This window comes from Alkalibacillus aidingensis (assembly GCF_014595945.1).
Lineage (GTDB): Bacteria > Bacillota > Bacilli > Bacillales > Alkalibacillaceae > Alkalibacillus > Alkalibacillus aidingensis.
In genome coordinates this window covers 1-22,794 of record NZ_JABXWU010000014.1, presented here as the reverse complement: position 1 = coordinate 22,794, position 22,794 = coordinate 1, and the positions used below count along the sequence as shown (strand labels likewise).

The window sequence follows — 22,794 nt, the reverse complement described above, 5'->3', positions numbered from 1 at the left end:
AACTAAGAACTATTCCTTGAATTATCAACAATAAAATTTAACAGAGCCAATTTTTTTAAGATAAACCATGTTGAAAATAGGTAGAGGAGGAATCTTTAATGGGAAAAACTTTGATTAAAAACGCTTTAGTGATTGATGGAACTGGGGAAGAACCTAAACAGAATCAAGTGGTGGTCGTTGAAGGTGAAAAAATCGTTTATGTTAGGGAAGGATCAGGATACCAAGTAACGGGTGATGAGCAGGTGGTGGATGCTGAAGGTGGCACCGTGTTACCGGGAATGATTGATACGCACGTGCATATGATGATGGAATATTCGCCTTTATCCCAGCGCTTAACGACACCATTTTCTTACATGTATTATCAAGCAGAAAAATATTTAGAAAACACGCTTCAAGCTGGTGTGACGTCAGTTCGCGATGCATTAGGAACAGATTTAGGGGTGAAAAAGGCTGTGGAAGATGGATTGATCTCAGGTCCACGCTTGCAGCTAAGTATTAATGCGTTAACGATTACCGGTGGGCACGGTGATGGCACCCAGCTATCTGGAGATGTGATGGATATTTTACCTTCTGGACATCGCGGTATGCCAGACGGACGCTGTGATGGTGTTTCAGAAGTTCGGAAAAAAACACGTGAAATGCTACGAGCTGGGGCTGAAGTTATAAAAGTTCATGCAACAGGTGGTGTACTAAGTCCGACCGATCATCCTGAGTTCACACAGTTTTCTTATGATGAACTAAGCGCAATCGTTGAAGAAGGTAAGTTCCGTAAAGGTGTTAAAGTCATGGCCCACGCACAAGGTGCAGAAGGAATTAAAAATGCGGTGCGAGCAGGTATTCATTCGATTGAACACGGAATTTTTATCGATGATGAAGCGGTTGAATTGATGTTAGAGAACGGGACTTATTTAGTACCCACATTGTTGGCACCAGTATCCGTTTTAGAAACAGCAGATGAAAAAGGCATGCCACAATCAGCTGTGGATAAATCCAAAGAAGTCATCGAACAACATCGCGTGAGTTTCAAGAAAGCTTATGATGCCGGTGTGAAAATTGCTATGGGAACTGACGCAGGGGTAATGAAACACGGGACCAACTTACGTGAACTTGCATTAATGAGAGATGCTGGCATGGAAGCGATGGACACGATTGTCGCATCAACTAAGACTGCTGCTGAATGTATGGGCTGGGAAGATCAAGTCGGTACTTTAGAGGAAGGTAAGTTAGCTGATTTGATTATTGTAAAAGGTAATCCGTTAGATGATCTAGAGTCATTAGCGGATAATGATAACATCCAATATGTGATGAAAGATGGACAGGTAGAGAAGGATATTATTTAATAAGGAAAATTAGGAAGCTGTCTCCTTGGTGGGAGACAGCTTTTTCATGGGGGTTAGTCTGTGTGAAGGGCGAAACGTAAGAGAGAAGTGCCTCAAAGCTGTTTTCCTGCCTCGAAATGACCCTAAAGCATGAGCAAAATATCCAATAGAAGCTACTCTAGTAACTATTTATCGCGTTCACGCTGACGCCACTTCCCCGAGCTAGAAGAAACTGTTAAAATAATCATCAAAAGAGTTCTTTCAATAAAAGGAGATATTCATTTTGACACAATATATCGTCATTGGCGCAGGAATTTTAGGAGCTTCAACGGCCTACCATTTAGCAAAAGCCGGACAGCAGGTTTTATTAATTGATAAAAAAGATCAAGGAGAAGCAACTCGCGCGACTGCAGGAATCATTAGTCCATGGTTGTCACAAAAGCGAAATGCTAAACTATATGAAGTGGTTAAACAGGGTGCGAAATATTACCCTGAACTAGTTGATGAACTAAAGAAGATTGGTGAAACTGAAACGACTTATGCTCAAGTTGGTTCGCTTCATTTGCAGAAAAATGAAAACAAGATTGATAAAATGGTAGCTGATGTGGTAAGCCGACGTGAGTCAGCTCCGGAAATTGGAGAAGTTACGAAGCTCTCTGATCAAGAGGTGGAGCAGGCTACACCAGTTATGTCTGACCGGATGGGAGCAGTTCGAATTGGTGGTGGCGCCCGAGTGAATGGAGGAGTATTCTGTAATGCATTAATCAGAGCAGCTCAACATCATGGGGCAGAAGTGATTGAAGGAGAGGCACAATTAGAGAAGAGTCAGCCTACAGCAGTTACGGTTAATGGCACGACTTATACAGGTAAGAAAATCATTATGACAACAGGCGCTTGGGCCGAAAAGCTTCTTAAAGATGTTGGTGTTACTTTTCCAGTTGAGTCGAAAAAAACGCAAATTTTATATTTACACATGCCTGATGAAAAAACTGCTGATTGGCCAGTGGTAATGCTTCCGAATAATAAATATATTGTTGGTTTTGAGGATGGTGTGATCGCTGTTGGAGCGGAGCACGAGCCAAACGAAGATTTTCAGCCTACCGTGAAATCCAGAAGTATCCACGATATTTTAAAAATAGTCTTTAAATTTGCACCAGGTCTAACGGAATCCAACTTTATTGAATCTCGCGTTGGCTTTAGACCAGCCACAGAGCATCTGCATCCTGTTTTTGGGGAACTACCAGATCGTCCTGACATTTTTATTGCTAATGGACTTGGTGCATCAGGAATTACTAGTGGCCCATTTTTGGGTGCTGAAATAGCTAACCTTTTATTAGGTGATAACATGGAGTTGAATCCAAATGATTATGACTTTGGTTCAGGAGTTAGTTAGGAAAGTCATTATGAACCTTCCCAACTCCTCAAAGTCTATGAAGTTATTTTTTTTGAAATTCTCATACTTTAAATCAGAATGTCATAATTTCTTAAATGGTTAGAAGGAGCCCAGATTTTTCTGGGCGTTTTTAATAGTAATATTTAATTTTTCTTTTTCAACTAAAGCTCCAGTTAGTGCAATATAAAATTTAATTACTTACTGCTTCTTCTGTTGCTGTTCCATCAGGGTTCAATGAAAACTGCCATACTTTTCCGTCATTACCTTTATAAAAATATGAATACCTAAAAGTTTCGTCATCATTAAAATTAATATATAGTTGATATTTTACATTATCACTTTTAATTTCTTCATGTGATACTGCTTCTAACCTTGGATCATATTCATAATTATCTTTAACACCGTCATAAAACCAAATGTCTGAACTATCCACATTTCCCGAAATATACTCTTCACCAAAAATATCCTTAACTTCTTCTTTGTTTAGACCAATTTCAGCTTTATTTTCTACAAACTCTTTATCAATATCAGGAATCGAGTACACATTTGACTCTGAGTTGTTATTAGCACAACCAGCTATTATTACGATTAATAAAATACCTAAAATAATTCTTTTCATTTATACAAGCTCCAATAAGTTTAATTTAACTATCCTCCCCGTTAGCGCCATAACAGACGATACGGTTCTTGAACTAACGCCCCAATTAGTTAGTTAAATAAATTTTGATAAATATTACGTATGTAATTTGGTATATCTTCTTCTTGAATCCATGCAATCTTCAAAAATGTTTCTCCGTGTTCTAATAAAACTCTTACAATTTCCCAACCAGCAAAATATACTTCTCTATCAGTATTTGTGGAACCAGCACCAAATGTAAACTTAATAATTGTTTCTGATGAAGAATCTTTTAAATACGGCAAGATCCCTTCTAAAATTTCTTTTCGTTTTAACTGACAGGAATCGAGCCACCCTTCTTTATGTTCAATATAATCTTGATCTGGTTTTCCTGGCACCATATATTTACTTACTTGTGTCGCTAAACCTTCTTGTATAATTGTTGAAGCAATTGTCCTTTCCCACGCTTGTGTTAAGTTTGCGGTCTTTAAATGTACAATATGTGTTATTTCATGGTATAGAGTAATACTAGAAATTTCACTTTCTATTGGAAGGCATAACGCTATCCGTCCTTCGTCATATGGAGCAACAAATGGATTGTTTTCAAATCCACCTACAAAGTAAATTATCATCATATTAATTGGTTGTTCATATCCCAATAAAGACTTTATTTCCGATAAATATTGTTCAATTGCATTACTGTCAGGTTGCCAATCCTTTATATAATCAATGTTCTCTCTGTACTTAACCCAATTTTCATCTAGTATCTTTCTTGCCATCTTTTTACCTTCATCACCTGGTGGGACTGCTGCGAAATTATAATGTTTCTGCCATAACTCCCATCGTTCTTCACAATCAACGCCTTCACGGTTAGCCCTTTGATAAAATTCTAAAAATTTAGGTGCTAAATTGACTACTTCAATATGGTCCATTTCTATTCCTCCTAAAACTTATATTAAGTATTTTCTTAATCCAATTAATCGAGTTAACTACTTAACCATATAGTGTTAACATAAAATTCTAACAATTTATCAAGCAAAATAAATAGACGACAAATTGGTTGGTCGCCTTGTACAACTATTGTCCCCGTCAATACAATAAGAGTTATCTATTTAATTACTGGTATTGATACACCATTTACCCAGTCCAATATAAATGGAGACTGATGTTCGTTTATATTTTTCGGTATTTCGTTTTTATGTAAAAAACATAAATTTTTACTCTCGCTGTTCGCTTTCAGTTTTCCATAAAAATCAGTTGCCCAAAATATAATTTGAATACTAAAAACTTTATCTCCATTTGCATATTGAGCAAATCCATTTTTTCCAGAATAAATACCAAACAATTCAATTTGGTTTAAAGAAAGATTAGTTTCTTCCATTACTTCTCTTTTAACTGTCTCTTCAAAGGTTTCACCAATTTCTAATATACCACCTGGAATTCCCCAAATATCATAGTCAGTTCTTCTATGTAAAAGAATTCTCCCAAAATTGTCTTCAATAATTGCACCACAACCAACCGTTAATAAAGTCTCATCTCCAATCATTTCTCGCATCGTTTTGATATAATCATTCATAAATACACTCCTAAAATTGTGATATATCTTTGTTCTTTATAACAAAAAGAAACTCTTGTTATTCAACTCTTCTGCCCGTTATTTAAATAAGCCTGTTCTGTTTCTCTCTATGTATTTTAACATAAAATTCCAAAAAAACCTTTCAAAAACAGGAACAACTCATTATTAGTATCACAAATGACATTTAAAATAACATAGCATTTAACATACTCCCATTTAGTGTGTTATTTATTGTTTTCTCTCCTACAACTGACCCCGTTAGGAAAAGAGTGGATCCTCCTTTTTTTGTAACCATAAACACCAACCAGACCTATTAAAAGTATGTGATATTTGTTGTGAAAATACATAAAAAAGGGGAGAGTAAATGTGAAAATTCTTTTTACTAAGAAATGGATTTTGATGGTCATGTCATTATCTCTCATTCTACCTTTTGGTAGTGTGAATGCTGCACAAGGTGATGATTATGTATCTGTACAGCTATTAAGCAATTGGTTTTGATGTTGGGACACTTGGTAATCATGAGTTTGATGAAGGTGTTGACGAGTTATTACGCATGATCGATGGTGGCGAGCATGAAAATGGGACTGAAGGCTATGATGGTATGGATTTCCCAATGGTTGCTGCCAATGTTCAGTATAAGGATACAGAAGATTTAATTTTAGATCCTTATTATGTAGAAGAGATTGTGGGTCAACAAGAAGTAGCTGAGCTTAAGAACGAAATAGTTGGAGAAGCAAATTTGACTTAGAGGGTGGATATCCTGAACGTGGTGAGATTGGTGATAACGCTTTAGGAAATTTAATTGCTGACGGTATGAAAGAGGAAATGGATGCTGATTTTGCTCTTATGAATGGTGGAGGAATACGTGCTGACATTAACGAAGGTGACATTACGTATGGTGATGTTTTCACGGTACAACCATTTGGCAATGTATTAAATAAGGTAGATATTAAAGGTTCAGGTTTAGAAGAAGTATTGAATAATCAAATTTCAAAGGAACATGGACCTGATTATAGTTGGTGGGTTTAGCTATACTTGGTAGGATACAACGCAAGAAGTAGTCGGTATTTTCTTACCAGACGGTTCTAAAATTGACCCTGATGAAACTTACACTGTCGTTGTAAACAACTATATGTACGGTGGTGGTGATGATAGTTTCATCGGACAGGTATCAGAAAATATGGAAGTCGGCGCAGTTGATTTAGATGCAACTGTAGATTTCATTAAATCATTTGATGAACCTATTGAATATGAAGCAGAAGGTCGTATTTCTGAAGTGGAATATGGAGTAGAATTTCCTTTTGAAGATGTACCGGCTTCTGATCAAGCTTATAGCAAAATAGAAACACTTGCAGATGAAGGAGTATTTGATGGACTCTTTGGAAATAGTTTTGACAAACATGAACAAATAACAAGTGGTGAATTTATTCAAGCTTTAGTTAATCTATTAGATATTGATAGTAATGAAGCAAATCCATTTGATGATGTAGACGGTGATGTCCAAGCAGCGGTTAATGCCGCTTATGTGGCTGGAATAACTAACGGAACAACAGATTCAACGTTTGAGCCAGACAAGACATTAAATCGAAAAGAAATGGCTGTTATTGTCGTTCGTGCTTATGAGTAGGTAGCTGATGAGGAGTTAGATGCTTCTGAGGAGAAGGTATTTGAAGATACTTCAAACTTTGGTGATTGGGCTAAAGAAGACATTCTAAAAGGTCATGCATTAGGATTATATCAAGGCTTTCATGAAGGAGCTTTTAAAGGACATGTTAAAACAGACTGTATTCAAACAGCTAATGTATTGTATGACCTATTTCAAGAATTAAATAATTAATAGATTAAGGTGCTACTTTCGGGTGGCACCTTTTATTTGTGTTGTCAGGTTTTTGGAAGACCCATCGCTAGTAAGGTCTAAAATAAATATTGCACCCAAAAATGTTTTGTGAGGTTCAGCCATTTTTGGGTGCAATAGATTTTTACCTTTCACTAATTAGTAACGCGCATTTTTTCTACTAAAGGCATGACATCTTTAGAGAAGCGTTCCATTTCTTCTAATTGCGGTGACATTTGTAATAATAGCAAGTCTAGACCTGCATTTTCATAAGCGATAATTTTTTCCGCAATCTGTTCAGGGGTGCCGATTAAGTTTGGACGTAGTCCGCGGTTCGATACGGAATAATCATATAATGTTAATTTTTGTTCTAGCTTCGATTTTGACGTGAAATCTTTCATACCTGCATATCCTTCAGCGTCTTTCACATTGGTTATTCGATCTAGTTCAGCTTGTGCTTCTTCTTCAGTATCACGGCAAATCACATAAGCAGCCATTCCGAATGATGAGAATGGATCTTTTCCAGAAGCTTTTCTTCGGTCTTTCATGTCATTTATTTTTTCGTTAATTTCTTCAACAGAGCCTCCGTGCATAACGTAGGCGTTACAATAGTTACTAATCATAGACTTACCACGTGGACTCTCTCCACCTGCATATAATACCGGATTCGGTTTTTGGACAGGTTTAGGGGCTAATTTTGCATCTTTTATTTGATAGTATTTACCGTCGTAACTGAAACTTTCTTCTGACCACATACCTTTTACGACATCGAGGAATTCTTCCGTTCTCTCATAACGCTCATCATGAGCAGTAAACTCTGCACCGTATTGTTTAGCTTCTTCCTCCCACCAAGCTGAAACCACATTTAAAGTAAATCTTCCATTGCTGATATGGTCAATGTTAGAAGCCATTTTGGCCGTCACAGCTGGGTTATGGAAAGTTGGGCGAACGGCTGCCATGATTTCAATCTTTTCTGTTACAGAAGCTAAGGCAGCTGCAGTTGACCAAGCTTCAAGCCCGTCAGCTTTCATTCCCTTGATATCATTTAAATATAACTCTGCAATCAAAGTCGTATCATATCCCCATTGTTCAGCAGATTGGATCACTCTTTTTGCGTAATCAAATGTTGGTGGCATCTGTTCATCCTCGACATTACGAAGCCATCCTCCAAAAATAGGTAACCAAAATCCATATCTCATGTAATCGATCTCCTTTTCTTTATCTCTCTTATATTGTGACTAACTGAATTTTATTAGCTAGAGCTTTGGCAACTTGCTTCATTCCATAAAGGCCTACCTTAGCTTCTGCTTCAGCATTGTAGTTGGTATTAGTATTAATGTCGTAAGTAAAAAGTTCACCTTCTTGGTTTCTGATAAATTCTATTCCAGCAAAATGAATATCATGCTCCTGTAAGAAGGACTCGTATTGATCAATAATCGAGTGGTTAAAGCCACTCAAAATTTTAAACTTTTCTTTCGTGTTTTCTGTTGTCATACAGAAATCTCCATCGATTGTACAAGCATCTGCTGGACATAGTTCAAATCCTTCAGAAGTATCTACATGAACGGCATAAAAGAACTTTCCGTCAATAAACTCACATCTAGTAATAGTAGAGTCGCTTGATTCAATATATTGCTGAAGCAACGTAATTCCGTCTACTGGAACTTCAAATTCAGGACTATTGACATAATTCTCTAATGCTTCAACACTATGAAATAGCTGAACACCAAGTCCTTTTCCAGCACGATTGTGTTTGGTGATAAATGGTTGATCCATCTTCTTAGCAGCCCTTAAAAGTTGATCTTTCCCAACTGTTACAATTGTTTTCGGTGTTCTTATACCATGAGCTTCTAAAGCACTGTATTGACGAGCTTTATTGACTTCTAAGTCGAGGGCGTGATTCCCGTTAAGTACCGTACGCCCATGTCCCTCTAGCCAAGCCAGAACAGCAGATGTTAATTCAGGTGCATAACGGTGTCCTCTGGTATGGGAGGAGGCACTCATTCGGTTATAAAATACTCCTTCGGGTGGAACCTCTGAAAGATCAATGGTTCCTTCGTTTACAAACCAATCCTCATAAGGAACTCCCAATTCCTCTAATGCATCGAACAAAGGCTTTGTCCATTCTTCATTTTCGTGTAGTACAAATATTTTTGGTTCCATAACTACCCTACCTTTAGTTTATAAAATTGATAATTCCGATCTATTTACTAGTATATATAATTATCATTATATTTAAAATCATTTTGCTAGATGTTAAGAATTTTTATATTTCATTTTGATTATTAAACGATTAAGATTAAATACTTATGTATTTTTGTGGTAAGTGACGATCATATCCCCTAACTTCTCTCATCTTAAAAAACCTTACACTAAGCACCCAATCACCTAATCTTGTCCTCTTCATATAATGGTAAAAGGGGGGAGAAGAATGGTTGATTCACAAGGTTCCTCACTAGGCCCGTGGTTATATTTGCCAGTGGAGGTGAAAGTGAGGGAGTTGGATGCTAAGCTTTTGCTGGCTTACCATGCGATTAATGAAGGGTTTCGTGTGGTACTTGGCGAACATGTAGCAGTTGAACGTGTGGCAAAGGAAGGTCCCCCGGGGATTTTTTTCTCGAAGGGTTATCCTGATCCATATAAATCACGAGTTTTCAAACTAGTCAAAAGAGTTGGACATCGTCTAGTTGAATTAGATGAAGAGGGGTTAATTATTCCGAATCGTAAAGGGTACATTGAGAGTCGTATGAATCAGGAATTTGTTGATCAATTAGATCACATCTATTGCTGGGGAAGGCACCAACAGGGGGTAATCACTGATGCTTACCCACACGTCAAGACAAAAACTTTTTTAACAGGTAATCCACGCTTTGATCTGTTAAAGGAGAAGTACCGAAGATTGTATCATCCACGGGTTCATAAAATACGCGAAGAATACGGTGATTTCCTCTTAATTAATACTCGTTTTGCGGTTTACAATCAGGTGAGAAGACAGCAAAAACATGATGATTCGGATCTCTATCGATATATGAAGAAACTATTTTCTTCGTTTATTGAACTGATTGATTATTTAAGTTCGCAAAATCCTTATCAAATGATTGTGATTAGGCCACATCCAGCTGAAAACGTAGAAGTGTATAAACGACATTTCAATGAGCAACCGAATATCACAATAGCTCCTTATGGAAACGTTGTTGATTGGATTTTGGCTTCTAAGTTGATGATTCATAACAATTGCACAACCGGCATTGAAGCAGGTTTGTTAGGTAAACCAGCGATATCTTATAAACCCATTTCTCCTTCAGACTTCGATGACCCATTGCCGAGTGACTTTAGTATTCAAGCAACTACCTTAAAAGACGTTCAAGAAACTGTGGCAAATATTCAAGAGAATCCTAATCATCCATCATTAACGATAAGACAGCTGAATTTACTTAACTATCATGTGAGTGGTTGGACGGCAACGGATGCCTATCAGCATCTAATTAATTCTTTAAAAGAAATTCCTATAAAAAACAATTCCACATTAGACCTTTCGTCTACTAAGAGAAAACGCCGGAAAAATAGAAATGCTAAATATCGATTTCCCCGTTTAACCGAACGTGAGATACGTCATTTTTTTAATAAGCTGGAGCAAATTGAAGGTAAACAGAGCCGTATCAACACTCATGCCATAGATCGTAACGTATTTATACTCACGTCTAAAGGGTGATGAATGAGCATGATCTCATATGTGCAAAATTATTGGAATCTATACGTCGACTTTCTGGAGCGCTTCCGATCGGTAGAATATCATGGCACTCCAATTGTTTTATGTAGTCATTTTTATCAATTGATTAAAGACAATCAGACCGTTGAGCAATTTTCACAAAATAAACCATCGTCCAAACAGTTGGAACCTGTCCAAACACGGTTTAATCGATTATTACCACCTGGCTATAGTCAACAATCCCATACCAAAAGTCCAATCGTCTTTCATGATCAATTATTACGTATACCATTTAAGTTACTAAAAAAGCATTATCACAAGCGAGATTTAATCATTTTAAGGAATCAAACGAATCCAAAAACATCAACTCCCTTTCAAATTGAACAGCTTAATGAATTTGAAAAAACGACTCAAATAAAGCCTTATCAAAGGCAGCTCAAGCAATTATTCAATAAACAAACCTATCACCCTGTATTTAGTGACACGACTTTTCAACAAAATCTTCTAAATGAGTTATCAAAGATTATTCCAACGCTCCAGGCAGCCGAGAATTTTATGAAGCATATATCAGTTTCTGGTTTTGTGCTTGGAAGTACTAATCATTTAGAAGGGCGGGCACTTGCGTTAGTTGCCAGACAACATGGGATTCCCACGATATGCATGCAACATGGAATTATTGCATCGCCACTCGGTTATTTACCGAAATTAGCCGATTTCTTAGCGGTTTATGGAAATTATGAGAGAAACCTCTATCTGAATTCAGGTGTGCCGTCAGAAAATATCAAAGTCATTGGTCATCCGCGTTTTGATGAAATTAACCATCCACCTCAAACTAATAGACGAACATTTAACCGGAAGCTTAGGATTCATCCTAAACAAAAAAACATCCTAATCATCAGTCACCATGAGCAATTTAACGATCTGGAATCTATTATGCGCGAACTTAACAATCAACCCGTTAACATCATCATCAAGCCACGCACTCATGTCAAAAAACTACGAACTTATTCAAAGCGTTATTCAAATGTCTATTTGGCAAAAGGCATCCAGTTATATGATCTTATTCGTTACGCTGATATAGTTGTTAGTTATGAATCAACGGTTGCTTTAGAAGCAATGATTGCAAGTAAGCCTGTTTTTATTTGGAAGCAGAACAGTCCTAATCCCATTGACTATTTTCAAGATCTTGACCCTTTTTTCTATCAAGAATCTCACAAGCTGGTAAACAATCTCAAATATTTCCTCGGAAATATTCGACAAACCTCAACATTAACAAGTCTAGAATCGTTTTTAACTAAGCAGGGTATTCAATTAAGACACTCCTCTATGCTGCTCCTTAAGAATCTCATTGATTGTGAACTCCTCTCCCAATAACCCCAATTCTCTCGTAAATTTCTTATTCTTAACACTTATGTCTATACACTCTCTACTTATATAGAATATAGATGTGATATATTGACTTATTTTATAAGAGTTGATCTAAGTAATGTGATAGGAACACTCATAGATAATGAGAGGAAGTTTGCAATGTTTAAGGATAAAAAAATATTAGTTATCGGTGGTACAGGAGCAATTGGTGATCGATTAGTGAACCGTTTATTACGTGAAGAACCCGAAGTTATTAGAGTATTTAGCCGTGACGAATATAAACAATATCTATTACAAAATGAGATCAACCATTATGATAACCTGAGCTATTTAATCGGTGATATAAGAGATTACCAACGTCTATCTAGTGCGATGCAAGATATCGATTATGTTTTTCATTTAGCGGCAATGAAGCACGTTCCATCATGTGAGTATAATCCGTATGAAGCGGTGCAAACGAATGTTCACGGAACTTATAACGTCATTCAAGCTGCAATGGCACAAGGGGTAGAGAAAGTTCTGTTTACTAGCTCGGATAAGGCGGTTTCGCCAACCAATACGTATGGTGCTACTAAACTGACAGCTGAAAGGCTCATATCTTCAACTGAGTATAGTAAAGGGGAGGTCAAAACCATTTTTGCTAGTGTTCGCTTTGGTAATGTCTTAGGTTCAAGGGGGTCTGTTGTTCCTCTATTCCAAAGACAGATTCACACTCAGCGAAAAATTACCGTCACTGACCTTAACATGACTCGGTTTATGATGACTCTGAATCAGGCGACAGAATTAATGATGGAAGCCTTACAGAAAGCTGAAGGTGGGGAAGTCTTCGTTTTAAAAATGCCGGTTATTTTATTAAAAGATTTAGCGGAGGTTGTGATTGATGAAACTTGTCAAAAGCATCAATTAAACCACGAAGACATTCAAATTGAAGAAATTGGCTTAAGACCTGGAGAGAAGATGTATGAAGAGTTAATGACCTATGACGAATCGACTATGGCATGGGAGTTAGAGGAGATGTATATCATCCCTGGTCATCAACAATCGGGTCTGTGGAATCTTGGAGCGAACCGTACGGATCACGGAACCTATAGTTCGAATCGAGTAACGCCTATTTCTGTTGAAGAGGTACGACAATTGTTATTGAGTGAACAATTAATTGATTGAGGATTAGGTGATGATATGGGGAATCAATTGAGTCATTATGAAAAGAATTACTGGTCATTGTATCTTGAGTTTTTGAAGATGTTTGAAAACCTTCAGTATGGAGGCTTTTCTCTTTCTTATTTATGTCATTTCGGAAGTTTAATTAGACGTAATCAACCACTATTAAATTCGCTTAAACAACCTGGTTTTTATAAGACGCTTCATCATCAAGTAACGGATGATACAGACATTCAAATGGTGTTTAATGAATTTGTTAAAAAGCATAGTCGCCGTCAACTTAGACCTGCTAAAGGCGGAAAGGTAGTCCTGTACGATGTTTACAATTTACTAAGAATTCCAAACGAAATTTTAAGATCTCAGTTTAAACCGTCAAGGTCACTGATCATGATGGAACGCCATTATAAACGAAACCCGCGACACACTAGGTTCCCAACGGAGTTTTTTGACCAATATTCGGCACGATCCAAGTCTATGAGACATCGAATAAAGAAGGTTAAAAATCAGGCACAACAATTGATGGAGAAGTACTCAAATCATTCACTAGTCCAAAACGAACACTTTCAGAAAAATTTCCTTCAGCAAATAGAAAAAATTATTAACCGAATGGTTGAAGCCAGAAATCTATTTAGTAAAGTAACGACTGCATGTGTGATCGTACCTTCAACCCATTACCCGGAAAGTCGTACACTTGTGATGGTCGCAGCAGAAAAGGGGATTCCTACCATCTGTTTACAGCATGGAATCTTCTCTAGTGGGTTTGGGTATTTACCAAAGGTTGCCTATATCGACGGGGTCTATGGACATTTTGAAGAGCAGTGGTATCAGGATAAAGGCGTTAATAGCAGTGAACTTAAAACAGAAATCATCGGACACCCAAGGTTTGACTTAATCTTTAAAAAGCCGACCAAAACAAAGAAATCATTTCAAGACAAAGTAGGGATTGAACCGTATAAAAAAACGATTCTACTTGCTGTGAGAGGGAGACAGAACCTAAACAAATGGCGTCAGTTTTTAAGAGCCATTACCAAAAATGAACCATATAATATCATACTTCGGGATTTCCCGAATGTTCACGATCACCCATTGTTAAAGGAATTTTCGAATTTAAAATCGACTAAGGGGTTTCACTTACATGATGTGATTCACCATGTTGATGCCGTAGTGACTTATTCTTCAACAGTCGGACTTGAATCGATGATTGCAGGAAAACCAGTATTCATTTTCAATCAGTCCTTCCCTGGGTACACGGGATATTACGACATGTTGGATGAACTCGTACAGGAAGATCCGATTAAATTAGCTAAGTTGGTCGATAAGTATTTTGAAGATGAACGCCTACGAGAAAGGGTTAAGCAAAAGCGAGAACAATTTTTAGCACATGCTTACCCGAAGCAAGAGGGAACCGCTGGACGACGACTGACTCAATTAATCAAACGATTGAGTTAAATTTTAAAGGAGGGTTGAACATGAATGTTTTAGTGACAGGTGGAGCCGGTTTTATCGGTCGTTGGGTAGTCCAACGATTATTAAATGAGGGCCATTATGTTTGGGTGATCGATGATTTGTCAAATGGTCGAGTCGAAAATATTAGGGGATTAATGAGTTATAGTAATTTAATGGAATTTATCCAAGGTGATATGAAGGATCGACAACTAATCAAAGATCTATTCTCTTCAACACGGTTTGACGTTTGTTATCACTTAGCAGCTAGTATTAATGTTCAAGATAGCATTGATGATCCCCAAACGACTTTTATGAACGATACAGTTGGGACATTTTACGTGTTAGAAGCTTGTAAGAAATACCATGTAAAGCTAGTGTTTATGAGTACGTGTATGGTATATGATCAGGCTGTGCAAGCTAATGGAATTCGTGAGACAGACCCAACGAAACCTGCTTCCCCTTATGCAGGAGCTAAAATCGCTGCTGAAAATATGGTGTTGTCCTATTACCATGCTTACGGCTTACCAACTGTTGTTTTGCGTCCGTTTAATACGTATGGGCCCTTCCAGAAAACAAATGGGGAGGGTGGAGTCGTCGCTATTTTCCTTAACAATAAATTAGAGGAGCGTCCACTACAAATTTACGGCAATGGAACGCAGACACGAGATTTACTTTATGTAGAGGATTGTGCCCGATTTGTCGTTGAGGCAGGTTTTTCCGATCTATCCAATGGTGAAATTATCAATGCTGGATTAGGTGAGGATATTAGCGTTAATGAACTTGCCGAATTGATCGCCAATGAACAAGTGCCGATTGAACATGTTGAACACATTCATCTACAAAGTGAAATTGCCAAACTTACTTGTAATTATGATAAGGCCAAACAGCTAATCGGATGGGAGCCAAAGATTAGTCTTCAAGAGGGGATTCGTCGCACGGAAAACTGGATTAAACGATACAGGCAAGGGGATCACTATGAAGAAATTATCTAAACTTGCCATCCACGGTGGTCAACCTGTAAGAAAAACATTTTTACCTTATGGAAAACAGTGGGTGAGTGACGATGATGTTGAAGCGGTGGTTGAAACGCTAACTAGTGACTTTTTAACGACGGGTCCTAAAATTGATCAATTTGAAGAAGAACTTGCCAAGTACGTAGGGGCTAAGTATGGTGTTGCTTTTGCTAATGGGACAGCAGCTTTACACGCAGCTTGTTTTGCCGCAGGAGTAGGTGAGGGGGATGAAGTCATAACAACGCCTATGACGTTTGCAGCAACAGCCAATAGTATTTTATATCAACGAGCGACACCCGTGTTTAGTGATACTAATCCAGATACTTGGAATATGGACCTCCAAAAGGTTCGGTCATTAATAACGGACCAAACGAAAGCGATTCTGCCCGTCGATTATATGGGGAATCCTTGTAATTATCAAGAGCTGTTAAAAATTGCTCAGGATCATGACCTAACGATTATTGAAGATGCAGCGCACGCTTTAGGTGCGACTGATCACGGTCGGAAGGTTGGTTCAATCAGTGATCTGACAATGTTTAGCTTTCATCCGGTCAAGCAAATAACGACGGGTGAAGGTGGTATCGTAACGACTAACCGTCAAGATTATTATGAAAAACTCATCCAATTTAGAACACATGGTATGACCCGAGATTCTAGTAAACTATTAGAAAATCACGGACCGTGGTATTACGAAATGCAATTTTTAGGCTTCAATTATCGCATGACAGACTTACAAGCAGCTCTTGGAATAAGTCAGTTAAAAAAGCTAGATTCATTCATTCAAAGGCGAAAGCAGATTGCTAAAAAATATCATGAAGCCTTTCAACTACTATCTCCAATTCAAACCTCGAATCTACCAAACGGGTGTGATTCGAGTTGGCATTTATATGTGATTCGTTTAAAACTAGAAGAATTAACGACTGATCGGAAGACGATATTTACCGCTTTACAACACGAAAACATTGGGGTGAATGTTCACTACATTCCCGTTTATTATCAACCTTACTACCAACACCTTGGATATAAAAAAGGCATTTGTCCAAACGTAGAGCAATTATACGAAGAAATCATCACGTTACCCTTGTTCCCAGCGATGTCAAATGAGGATGTTGAAAATGTGATTACTGCAATTCAAAAGGTGATTGAGCATTATGCAAAGTAAAGAGGGGGATGGTATGCGAGTGACAGCTATTATTCAAGCACGTATGAGTTCAACTCGGTTACCTGGGAAGGTGCTTAAAGCAGTGTTAAACCGGCCTTTGTTGCACTATCAGCTGGATCGATTGCAAAGAGCTAGTATGCTTGATGAAGTGGTAGTGGCGACAACTGAAAATTCCACAGATGATGCTATCGTTGATTTTTGTCAACAAGTTGATATTCCTGTCTATCGAGGGTCTAAGGAGGATGTTTTATCACGTTATGTGGAAGCGGCTAGGTTTTTTAATGCTGATGTCATCGTACGACTCACTTCTGATTGTCCGGTGATCGACCCGGTTATTGTTGACCGAATCGTACAGTGTTTTCGCAGTTCTAAATCTGATTACGTTTCCAATACGATGATTCGCACCTATCCACGGGGAATGGACACAGAAGTTTTAAATCAGAGCACATTAGAAACACTACACCAGAAGGCAACGACACCAACTGATCGAGAGCATGTGACATCGTATATGTTGAAGCACTTAAATGAATTCGATGTCGAGCAGGTGAAGCACAAAGAAGACCTTAGTCATTACCGTTGGACAGTCGATACTCCAGAAGACTTCGAGTTAATTAAACGGATAATTGAACACATTTACCCGACAAATTCCCATTTCACTATGGAAGATATATTAGATCTTCTAAAAGAACACCCGTCGTGGGTGAACATCAACGCTCATATTGAACAAAAAAGGACATGAAAGAGTGATCAACCATGAATATTTTCATTCGCGTGGATGGCTCGATTGAAATAGGCTTAGGTCATGTGATGCGTTGTCTTACCTTAGCTTATGAGCTCACTCAACAAGGTGCACAGGTTTCATTTATTTGTAAAGAACTTGAAGGGAATCCTACTCATTTATTTTCGAGTCAAGGGTATAACGTCCATTCTTTTCGAAAAGATGAGACAGATAGGCGGTTTAATTGGAAAGAGGATGCTGAATTAACTAAAGAAATTTTACGAAGAAGTGGTACGGTTGATTGTCTCATTATTGACCATTATGAAATTGATCAAAAGTGGCAAAACCTGATTAAGCCATATGTCAAACGTATGATGGTAATCGATGACCTGGCCAATCGCAGACATCATTGTGACTTATTACTAGATTATCAAATTCATCCAGAATACAACAAACGTTATCAATCTCTTATTCCTGAGTACACCACCACGCTGTTAGGACCTACGTACCTAATTCTTCGCAACGAATTTAAAAAGGAAAGGGAAAAGATATTATCTAGAGGTAGCGAAATCAATAGAATACTCATCTCTTTTGGTGGAACGGACCCAACAGGAGAAACGATAAAAACTCTTCAGGCGCTAGAACGTTTAAATGATCCAGATTTAATGGTCGATGTGGTGATCGGAAAGCAAAACCCCAATCGACCACAAATTCAAAAGTGGTGTCAAGACCACCTTCAGGCGAATGTTCATTGCCAAATAGATTATATGGCTCAGTTAATCGCACAAGCAGACTTGGCCATTGGTGCAGGAGGAAGTTCAAGTTATGAGCGTGGCTATTTAGGTCTGCCATCGATCGTCATTAAAACCGCTAGCAATCAATCGGAGCTTATTAGTGTGTTTAATCAGCTTGGGTTGATTGAATATTTAGGAACGAGTGAAAAAGTCAGTGAGAATCAGATAGTACGATCGATCGAAAAGTTAATCAACGACCCACAACAAGTTAGAACCATGTCTAAGCTTGCTCTCTCGACTTTTCCCAAGGTTCCTAATGTTAATCCAGCCATTCCGCTTATATTGGGGGGAGAACCGTGAGTTTATCAGATTATCATTTGATCGATTTAACTGAAAAACATTTAGATCGTGTGCTAACCTGGCGCAATTCCAAGCACGTACGCCAAGCAATGTATACGGATCACTTTATTACTCCAGAAGAGCATCGCCAGTGGTTTGAACGTGTCAAACAAGACGACCACAAGTTAGTATGGTTATTCACTTATCGAGATGAACCAATTGGTCTAGTTAACTTGACTAGTTTGGATCGTCAACATAGGCGTTGCTATTGGGGTTTTTATATGGGCGAATTAAAGGCTCCACGTGGTGCGGGAACGGCGATGGGAATCTTAGCGATTGATAAGATATTCCAAGAACAAAAGCTCCATAAAATTTGTGCAGAAGTCATTGAAATGAATCAAAAAAGTTTGAATTACCACCAAAAGCTAGGGTTTCATATCGAGGGACGCCTGAAAGACCATATTATCAAAAATCATCAATATCACGATGTATTAACATTGGCTTTATTTGCTGATTACTGGCAAGAAGTAAAAACGGAATTACGACAATGATACGGGGGGATTTATCATGAATATTGGTGGAAGAGAAATTGGAGAACAGCAAGAACCGATGATTGTTGCTGAAATGTCTGGAAATCACAATCAATCACTTGAGCGTGCTCTAGAAATGGTAGAAGTGGCGTCGCAAGCAGGAGTAGATGCAGTTAAACTGCAAACGTATACGGCAGATACGATGACGCTTGACCTTCAGCACGATGATTTTGTCATTGATGATGCTAAAAGCCTCTGGAAGAATCAGTCACTATACGATTTGTATCATGAAGCTTATACACCGTGGGAATGGCATCAAGCCATCTTTGACCGTTGTAAAGAATTAGGGTTAATTGGCTTTAGCTCGCCATTTGATGAATCAGCGGTTGATTTTTTAGAAAGCTTTGATGTTCCGTGCTATAAGATTGCTTCTTTTGAATGTACCGATCTTCCTTTAATTAAAAAAGTCGCTAAGACAAGAAAACCCATAATTATTTCAACCGGAATGGCGACGGTAGCAGAAATTGCAGAAGCCGTTGAAACAGCTAGGGAAGCGGGGTGCAACGATTTAATTCTTCTTAAATGCACGAGTACGTACCCAGCTTCACCAGAGAATACTAATATCCAAACAATTCCTCATATGAAAAAGATGTTCGACTGTCAGGTTGGCTTATCTGATCATACTTTAGGAACTGGAGTTGCGATTGCTAGCGTTGCTTTAGGTGCATCGTTTATTGAAAAACATTTTACCTTATCACGTGCAGAAGGGGGCGTCGATTCTGCTTTCTCAATGGAACCAGATGAATTAAAAAACTTAGTCGATGAAACGAAATGTGCATGGCAAGGGTTAGGAACCGTCCATTATGGGCCAACGGATGCCGAAAAGGATTCGACTAAATTACGCCGCTCACTTTATGTAACAAAGGATTTACAAGCTGGAGATCGTTTATCTAAAGAAAACATGCGCGTGATTCGCCCAGGGTATGGCTTACCTCCTAAATACTATGATCGATTACTTGGAAAAGAAGTAAACAAAGAAATAAAAAAAGGAACCCCAATTTCTTGGGATCACTTTTAATTAGAGGATGTTCTTAACCCCTTCATTAAAGTAGAAGCGACTTCTCTTCGGCTGAATTCAGCCGGAGGCATTTTCCCTTCTCTTAACATCTCTCTTACTTTTGTGCCAGATAATTGTACTCGCTCTTTGTTGTGTGGACAGGTCTTAGTTGTCGCTGTCGTCTGACAAGCTTGACAGTAAAAGGCGTGTTCAAAGAACAAGGGTCGAATGCCGATTTCTCTTTCTGGAAACTCTTTAAAAATAGTTTGAGCGTCATAGGTGCCATAATAGTCTTTAACACCAGCATGATCACGACCGACAATGAAGTGGGTGCAGCCATAATTTTTTCGAACTAACGCGTGGAAAATAGCTTCCCTTGGCCCTGCATAACGCATAGATGCTGGAAAGACCCCAAGTAATACTCGCTCATACGGATAATATTGATTAAGCAGTACTTTATAGCTTTCCATACGAACTTCTGCTGGGATGTCATCTGATTTTGTTTCACCGATTAGAGGATGAATCAAAAGTCCGTCGGTTATTTCTAAGGCACACTTTTGGATATACTCATGAGCACGATGGATCGGGTTCCTAGTTTGAAAGCCAACAATGGTTTTCCACCCTTTTTTTACAAAAAGCTCACGTGATTCACGTGGGCTATAATAAAAGGGAGAAAATGCTTCTTTCACGTGGATCCCCTTCACCAATGTAATAGGCCCAGCTAGATATACTTCAGGCCGTTTATTTAACTTGAAAACTCCAGGATGGTTAAGGTCTTTCGTTTGGTAAACCTTTTGGGCCTCTAATTGCTTATCAGGTCTAAATTTTTCGTGAAGGTGAAGAACAGCATATACGTTCTTCTGAAAAGTTAACTTAACGGGATCGCCAACAGTAAGTAAATCAGCTGCTTGCTCACTAACTGGTAACGTAATAGGAAGCGGCCAAATAATCCCGTTGTCCAATCGCATATGATGAAGGACTGAGTCGTAATCTTGGCTGCCTAGAAAGCCATTCAACGGACTATAAGCCCCATTTGAAATGAGCTGTAAATCATTTAACGCCATTAAATCGATCTCTACCTCTTGCTTAATCGAATGGTAATCATAACGATCATTAAACGCATGAACTAATTTTCCTCCGTGTGGCTCTTGTTGAGTCAATGTAATTCCTCCTTATTAAAATAGATTCTGTTCAATATAGTGAAGAATTTGATTAACTGATTCGTCTACTGACTGTTCAGTAGTATCAACTATGATTTCAGGTTCTTCTGGCTCTTCGTAAGGTTGAGAGATTCCGGTAAATTCCTCTATTTCACCAGAACGGGCCTTTGGATATAAGCCTTTTGGATCTCGCTTTTCACATTCTTCTAATGAACATTTAACATAAACTTCAATGAAATCGCCTTGATCAAATAAAGATCGAGCTAATTCACGATCCTGTTTATATGGGGAAATAGTTGCTGTAATAGTCACTAATCCTGCATCAGTGAAAAGCCGCGCACACTCTGCAATCCTTCTAATATTCTCATGACGGTCTTCAGCACTAAAGCCTAAATCCTGATTTAATCTATTTCTTACTACGTCCCCATCTAAAAGGAACGTGTGAACATGTTGGGAAAATAATTTTTCTTCTAAATATTTAGCAATAGTTGATTTTCCTGCACCTGATAGCCCTGTTAACCATATAACCAAACTTTTATGACCCTTTAATTCTTGACGCTTTGTTTTGGATAATGAATGTTCATGGTTATGATCAATCATCTAGATCCCCTCCTAGTTGCCTATCTTTTTAGCTAGCAAATAAGTTCTTATACTATATAATATGAACGAACTAATAGACTGGTTAGAGAATAAGCTGAAAATAGACAAAAATAGTCTTCATCCCTATGGCAATCAACCTTTTTTAAAATTCTTCTCCTTTGTCCTATACAAATTTCTATTAGGCTACTTATAATACAGTAGTTTAAATTAGAGAAGGAGCGGTGATGATATGATAATTTTTGATCAGCAAACCATTGATGAGAAAAATCCGATTGTCTTTGTGCATATCCCTAAAACGGGTGGTCAAACGATGTGGGATTTGTTAGGAAGGCAAAAGGAAAGGATACATGTTTGGCATAACAAGTATTTTAAGGTGCTTAACGAACCAGCAAGATATATAACGATATTACGTGATCCTGTTGATCGGGTCATATCAACTTACTACTATATTAGAAGCTATGAACGAGATCCGTTAAACCATCCGGTTAGTCAAATGAGCCTTGAGAGGTTTGTGGCATATATGAAGGATGATGGTATTGAGAATAAACGCTTCAAACGTAAAGAAGATGTACGAAATATTCGTTACCGAACCGTGAACTTAGCCACTCGTTATTTGTCAGGCGGAGATCCTAACGATATCCAAAAGGCTAAGGAAAATATCGCGAATCACTTTACTTTTATCGGTTTTACTGACTTATATAATGAATCGTTATCTTTCATGGAAAAGGAGTTTAATTGGGATTTTTCTATGGTTAAAAAGCGTAATACGACTAAAAATCGTGCGTCCTTAAATAATATTTCGCAGCCTTTAATCAACACGATAAAGGAATTGAATGAACATGATTTAGATCTTTACCATTCTACTCGTACTCAATTTTTAGATAGGTTAAGTTATTGAAAATGATTGAAGATAAAATAGGGTAGTTTTTAAAAAAGAGACTGGCTGCAGGGTTGAGCCAGTCTCTTATAATAGATTTAACCATTATTAGGAAAGATGGTCGGGCACTGTGGTGGTCTAGTTGGTGCTGGGCATGGTTGCACAGGTAGTAAGTCTCTTGG

The 22,794-nt window shown here is 38.0% G+C and carries 24 protein-coding genes; 17 read left to right on the top strand and 7 right to left on the bottom strand.

The annotated features are described in order from the left end of the window. Positions 1 to 98: 98 nt before the first annotated feature. Together HWQ49_RS13895 and HWQ49_RS13890 are read left to right on the top strand one after the other, a co-directional pair. Positions 99 to 1,340, top strand: coding sequence for a metal-dependent hydrolase family protein (locus HWQ49_RS13895; RefSeq protein WP_188208238.1), 1,242 nt, complete (start codon positions 99 to 101; stop codon positions 1,338 to 1,340). A 262-nt stretch (positions 1,341 to 1,602) separates the two neighbouring features. Then, a complete protein-coding gene (locus HWQ49_RS13890) occupies positions 1,603 to 2,712 on the top strand; it encodes an NAD(P)/FAD-dependent oxidoreductase (protein ID WP_188208237.1) in 1,110 nt (369 codons plus the stop codon). 190 nt (positions 2,713 to 2,902) lie between these two features. On the opposite strand, the gene HWQ49_RS13885 is transcribed toward HWQ49_RS13890, so the two are convergent. From HWQ49_RS13885 to HWQ49_RS13875, 3 genes are all read right to left on the bottom strand, one after another. Then, positions 2,903 to 3,331 carry a PhoU family transcriptional regulator gene (locus HWQ49_RS13885; protein WP_188208236.1) on the bottom strand — a complete coding sequence of 143 codons (429 nt, stop codon included), beginning with the start codon at positions 3,329 to 3,331 and terminating at the stop codon, positions 2,903 to 2,905. An 89-nt stretch (positions 3,332 to 3,420) separates the two neighbouring features. After that, a complete protein-coding gene (locus HWQ49_RS13880) occupies positions 3,421 to 4,260 on the bottom strand; it encodes a hypothetical protein (RefSeq protein WP_188208235.1) in 840 nt (279 codons plus the stop codon). Between the two features lie 176 nt (positions 4,261 to 4,436). Then, a complete protein-coding gene (locus HWQ49_RS13875; protein WP_188208234.1) occupies positions 4,437 to 4,904 on the bottom strand; it encodes an NUDIX hydrolase in 468 nt (155 codons plus the stop codon). A 366-nt stretch (positions 4,905 to 5,270) separates the two neighbouring features. On the opposite strand from HWQ49_RS13875, the gene HWQ49_RS14790 reads away from it, so the two are divergent. The 4 genes from HWQ49_RS14790 (at position 5,271) to HWQ49_RS13855 (ending at position 6,531) form a co-directional block, all read left to right on the top strand. Continuing rightward, positions 5,271 to 5,402 (top strand): hypothetical protein, encoded by a 132-nt coding sequence (locus HWQ49_RS14790; protein WP_262926664.1) that lies wholly within the window; start codon positions 5,271 to 5,273, stop codon positions 5,400 to 5,402. A gap of 55 nt (positions 5,403 to 5,457) precedes the next feature. After that, positions 5,458 to 5,652: a hypothetical protein gene (locus HWQ49_RS13870; protein ID WP_188208233.1), complete on the top strand. Its 195-nt coding sequence runs from the start codon at positions 5,458 to 5,460 to the stop codon at positions 5,650 to 5,652. Between the two features lie 65 nt (positions 5,653 to 5,717). Further along, entirely contained in the window at positions 5,718 to 5,933 is a 216-nt protein-coding gene (locus HWQ49_RS13865) for a 5'-nucleotidase C-terminal domain-containing protein (RefSeq protein ID WP_188208232.1), read from the top strand. A 151-nt stretch (positions 5,934 to 6,084) separates the two neighbouring features. Further along, the gene (locus HWQ49_RS13855; RefSeq protein WP_188208231.1) at positions 6,085 to 6,531 is read left to right on the top strand and encodes an S-layer homology domain-containing protein; all 447 of its coding nucleotides are present in this window, start codon (positions 6,085 to 6,087) and stop codon (positions 6,529 to 6,531) included. A 362-nt stretch (positions 6,532 to 6,893) separates the two neighbouring features. Here HWQ49_RS13855 and HWQ49_RS13850 read toward each other — a convergent pair whose 3' ends face one another. Then, a complete protein-coding gene (locus HWQ49_RS13850; RefSeq protein WP_188208230.1) occupies positions 6,894 to 7,937 on the bottom strand; it encodes an LLM class flavin-dependent oxidoreductase in 1,044 nt (347 codons plus the stop codon). A gap of 28 nt (positions 7,938 to 7,965) precedes the next feature. Beyond that, the gene (locus HWQ49_RS13845) at positions 7,966 to 8,901 is read right to left on the bottom strand and encodes an ATP-grasp domain-containing protein (RefSeq protein ID WP_188208229.1); all 936 of its coding nucleotides are present in this window, start codon (positions 8,899 to 8,901) and stop codon (positions 7,966 to 7,968) included. A gap of 268 nt (positions 8,902 to 9,169) precedes the next feature. On the opposite strand from HWQ49_RS13845, the gene HWQ49_RS13840 reads away from it, so the two are divergent. From HWQ49_RS13840 to pseI, 10 genes are all read left to right on the top strand, one after another. Beyond that, a complete protein-coding gene (locus HWQ49_RS13840) occupies positions 9,170 to 10,450 on the top strand; it encodes a surface carbohydrate biosynthesis protein (RefSeq protein WP_188208228.1) in 1,281 nt (426 codons plus the stop codon). 9 nt (positions 10,451 to 10,459) lie between these two features. Then, positions 10,460 to 11,821, top strand: coding sequence for a glycosyltransferase family protein (locus HWQ49_RS13835; RefSeq protein WP_188208227.1), 1,362 nt, complete (start codon positions 10,460 to 10,462; stop codon positions 11,819 to 11,821). A 153-nt stretch (positions 11,822 to 11,974) separates the two neighbouring features. Then, a complete protein-coding gene (locus tag HWQ49_RS13830) occupies positions 11,975 to 12,979 on the top strand; it encodes an SDR family NAD(P)-dependent oxidoreductase (protein ID WP_188208226.1) in 1,005 nt (334 codons plus the stop codon). A gap of 15 nt (positions 12,980 to 12,994) precedes the next feature. Beyond that, the gene (locus HWQ49_RS13825; RefSeq protein WP_188208225.1) at positions 12,995 to 14,425 is read left to right on the top strand and encodes a CDP-glycerol glycerophosphotransferase family protein; all 1,431 of its coding nucleotides are present in this window, start codon (positions 12,995 to 12,997) and stop codon (positions 14,423 to 14,425) included. Between the two features lie 20 nt (positions 14,426 to 14,445). Beyond that, a complete protein-coding gene (locus HWQ49_RS13820) occupies positions 14,446 to 15,414 on the top strand; it encodes a dTDP-glucose 4,6-dehydratase (RefSeq protein ID WP_188208224.1) in 969 nt (322 codons plus the stop codon). Next, complete coding sequence (gene pseC, locus HWQ49_RS13815) at positions 15,398 to 16,597, top strand: UDP-4-amino-4,6-dideoxy-N-acetyl-beta-L-altrosamine transaminase (protein ID WP_188208223.1); 1,200 nt, start codon at positions 15,398 to 15,400, stop codon at positions 16,595 to 16,597. The genes HWQ49_RS13820 and pseC overlap by 17 nt, the downstream gene beginning before the upstream one ends. 13 nt (positions 16,598 to 16,610) lie before the next feature. Continuing rightward, a complete protein-coding gene (locus tag HWQ49_RS13810; protein WP_188208268.1) occupies positions 16,611 to 17,336 on the top strand; it encodes a cytidylyltransferase domain-containing protein in 726 nt (241 codons plus the stop codon). A 14-nt stretch (positions 17,337 to 17,350) separates the two neighbouring features. Continuing rightward, positions 17,351 to 18,409 carry a UDP-2,4-diacetamido-2,4,6-trideoxy-beta-L-altropyranose hydrolase gene (gene pseG / locus HWQ49_RS13805; RefSeq protein ID WP_188208222.1) on the top strand — a complete coding sequence of 353 codons (1,059 nt, stop codon included), beginning with the start codon at positions 17,351 to 17,353 and terminating at the stop codon, positions 18,407 to 18,409. Further along, entirely contained in the window at positions 18,406 to 18,939 is a 534-nt protein-coding gene (pseH, locus tag HWQ49_RS13800; RefSeq protein ID WP_188208221.1) for a UDP-4-amino-4,6-dideoxy-N-acetyl-beta-L-altrosamine N-acetyltransferase, read from the top strand. Before pseG ends, pseH begins: the two co-directional genes overlap by 4 nt. 16 nt (positions 18,940 to 18,955) lie before the next feature. Further along, the gene (pseI, locus tag HWQ49_RS13795) at positions 18,956 to 19,996 is read left to right on the top strand and encodes a pseudaminic acid synthase (protein ID WP_188208220.1); all 1,041 of its coding nucleotides are present in this window, start codon (positions 18,956 to 18,958) and stop codon (positions 19,994 to 19,996) included. On the opposite strand, the gene sat is transcribed toward pseI, so the two are convergent. Together sat and cysC are read right to left on the bottom strand one after the other, a co-directional pair. Continuing rightward, a complete protein-coding gene (gene sat / locus HWQ49_RS13790) occupies positions 19,993 to 21,135 on the bottom strand; it encodes a sulfate adenylyltransferase (protein ID WP_188208219.1) in 1,143 nt (380 codons plus the stop codon). The two genes, pseI and sat, sit on opposite strands and share 4 nt — an antisense overlap. Before the next feature lie 15 nt (positions 21,136 to 21,150). After that, positions 21,151 to 21,735: an adenylyl-sulfate kinase gene (gene cysC / locus HWQ49_RS13785; protein WP_188208218.1), complete on the bottom strand. Its 585-nt coding sequence runs from the start codon at positions 21,733 to 21,735 to the stop codon at positions 21,151 to 21,153. 229 nt (positions 21,736 to 21,964) lie between these two features. On the opposite strand from cysC, the gene HWQ49_RS13780 reads away from it, so the two are divergent. Further along, positions 21,965 to 22,633 (top strand): sulfotransferase family 2 domain-containing protein, encoded by a 669-nt coding sequence (locus HWQ49_RS13780; RefSeq protein WP_188208217.1) that lies wholly within the window; start codon positions 21,965 to 21,967, stop codon positions 22,631 to 22,633. The last annotated feature ends 161 nt before the right edge of the window (positions 22,634 to 22,794 follow it).

Excerpts from the sequence above, each read along its gene's own strand:
- pseI (WP_188208220.1), top strand. The coding sequence starts at position 18,956 with ATGAATATTGGTGGAAGAGAAATTGGAGAACAGCAAGAACCGATGATT.
- HWQ49_RS13885 (WP_188208236.1), bottom strand. The coding sequence starts at position 3,331 with ATGAAAAGAATTATTTTAGGTATTTTATTAATCGTAATAATAGCTGGT.
- HWQ49_RS13840 (WP_188208228.1), top strand. The coding sequence starts at position 9,170 with ATGGTTGATTCACAAGGTTCCTCACTAGGCCCGTGGTTATATTTGCCA.
- HWQ49_RS13780 (WP_188208217.1), top strand. The coding sequence starts at position 21,965 with ATGATAATTTTTGATCAGCAAACCATTGATGAGAAAAATCCGATTGTC.
- HWQ49_RS13835 (WP_188208227.1), top strand. The coding sequence starts at position 10,460 with ATGATCTCATATGTGCAAAATTATTGGAATCTATACGTCGACTTTCTG.
- HWQ49_RS13865 (WP_188208232.1), top strand. The coding sequence starts at position 5,718 with ATGAAAGAGGAAATGGATGCTGATTTTGCTCTTATGAATGGTGGAGGA.
- HWQ49_RS13845 (WP_188208229.1), bottom strand. The coding sequence starts at position 8,901 with ATGGAACCAAAAATATTTGTACTACACGAAAATGAAGAATGGACAAAG.
- HWQ49_RS13880 (WP_188208235.1), bottom strand. The coding sequence starts at position 4,260 with ATGGACCATATTGAAGTAGTCAATTTAGCACCTAAATTTTTAGAATTT.
- HWQ49_RS13895 (WP_188208238.1), top strand. The coding sequence starts at position 99 with ATGGGAAAAACTTTGATTAAAAACGCTTTAGTGATTGATGGAACTGGG.
- HWQ49_RS13875 (WP_188208234.1), bottom strand. The coding sequence starts at position 4,904 with ATGAATGATTATATCAAAACGATGCGAGAAATGATTGGAGATGAGACT.
- HWQ49_RS13810 (WP_188208268.1), top strand. The coding sequence starts at position 16,611 with ATGCGAGTGACAGCTATTATTCAAGCACGTATGAGTTCAACTCGGTTA.
- HWQ49_RS13825 (WP_188208225.1), top strand. The coding sequence starts at position 12,995 with ATGGGGAATCAATTGAGTCATTATGAAAAGAATTACTGGTCATTGTAT.
- HWQ49_RS13820 (WP_188208224.1), top strand. The coding sequence starts at position 14,446 with ATGAATGTTTTAGTGACAGGTGGAGCCGGTTTTATCGGTCGTTGGGTA.
- HWQ49_RS13870 (WP_188208233.1), top strand. The coding sequence starts at position 5,458 with ATGATCGATGGTGGCGAGCATGAAAATGGGACTGAAGGCTATGATGGT.
- HWQ49_RS13850 (WP_188208230.1), bottom strand. The coding sequence starts at position 7,937 with ATGAGATATGGATTTTGGTTACCTATTTTTGGAGGATGGCTTCGTAAT.
- HWQ49_RS13830 (WP_188208226.1), top strand. The coding sequence starts at position 11,975 with ATGTTTAAGGATAAAAAAATATTAGTTATCGGTGGTACAGGAGCAATT.
- pseG (WP_188208222.1), top strand. The coding sequence starts at position 17,351 with ATGAATATTTTCATTCGCGTGGATGGCTCGATTGAAATAGGCTTAGGT.
- HWQ49_RS13855 (WP_188208231.1), top strand. The coding sequence starts at position 6,085 with ATGGAAGTCGGCGCAGTTGATTTAGATGCAACTGTAGATTTCATTAAA.
- pseC (WP_188208223.1), top strand. The coding sequence starts at position 15,398 with ATGAAGAAATTATCTAAACTTGCCATCCACGGTGGTCAACCTGTAAGA.
- cysC (WP_188208218.1), bottom strand. The coding sequence starts at position 21,735 with ATGATTGATCATAACCATGAACATTCATTATCCAAAACAAAGCGTCAA.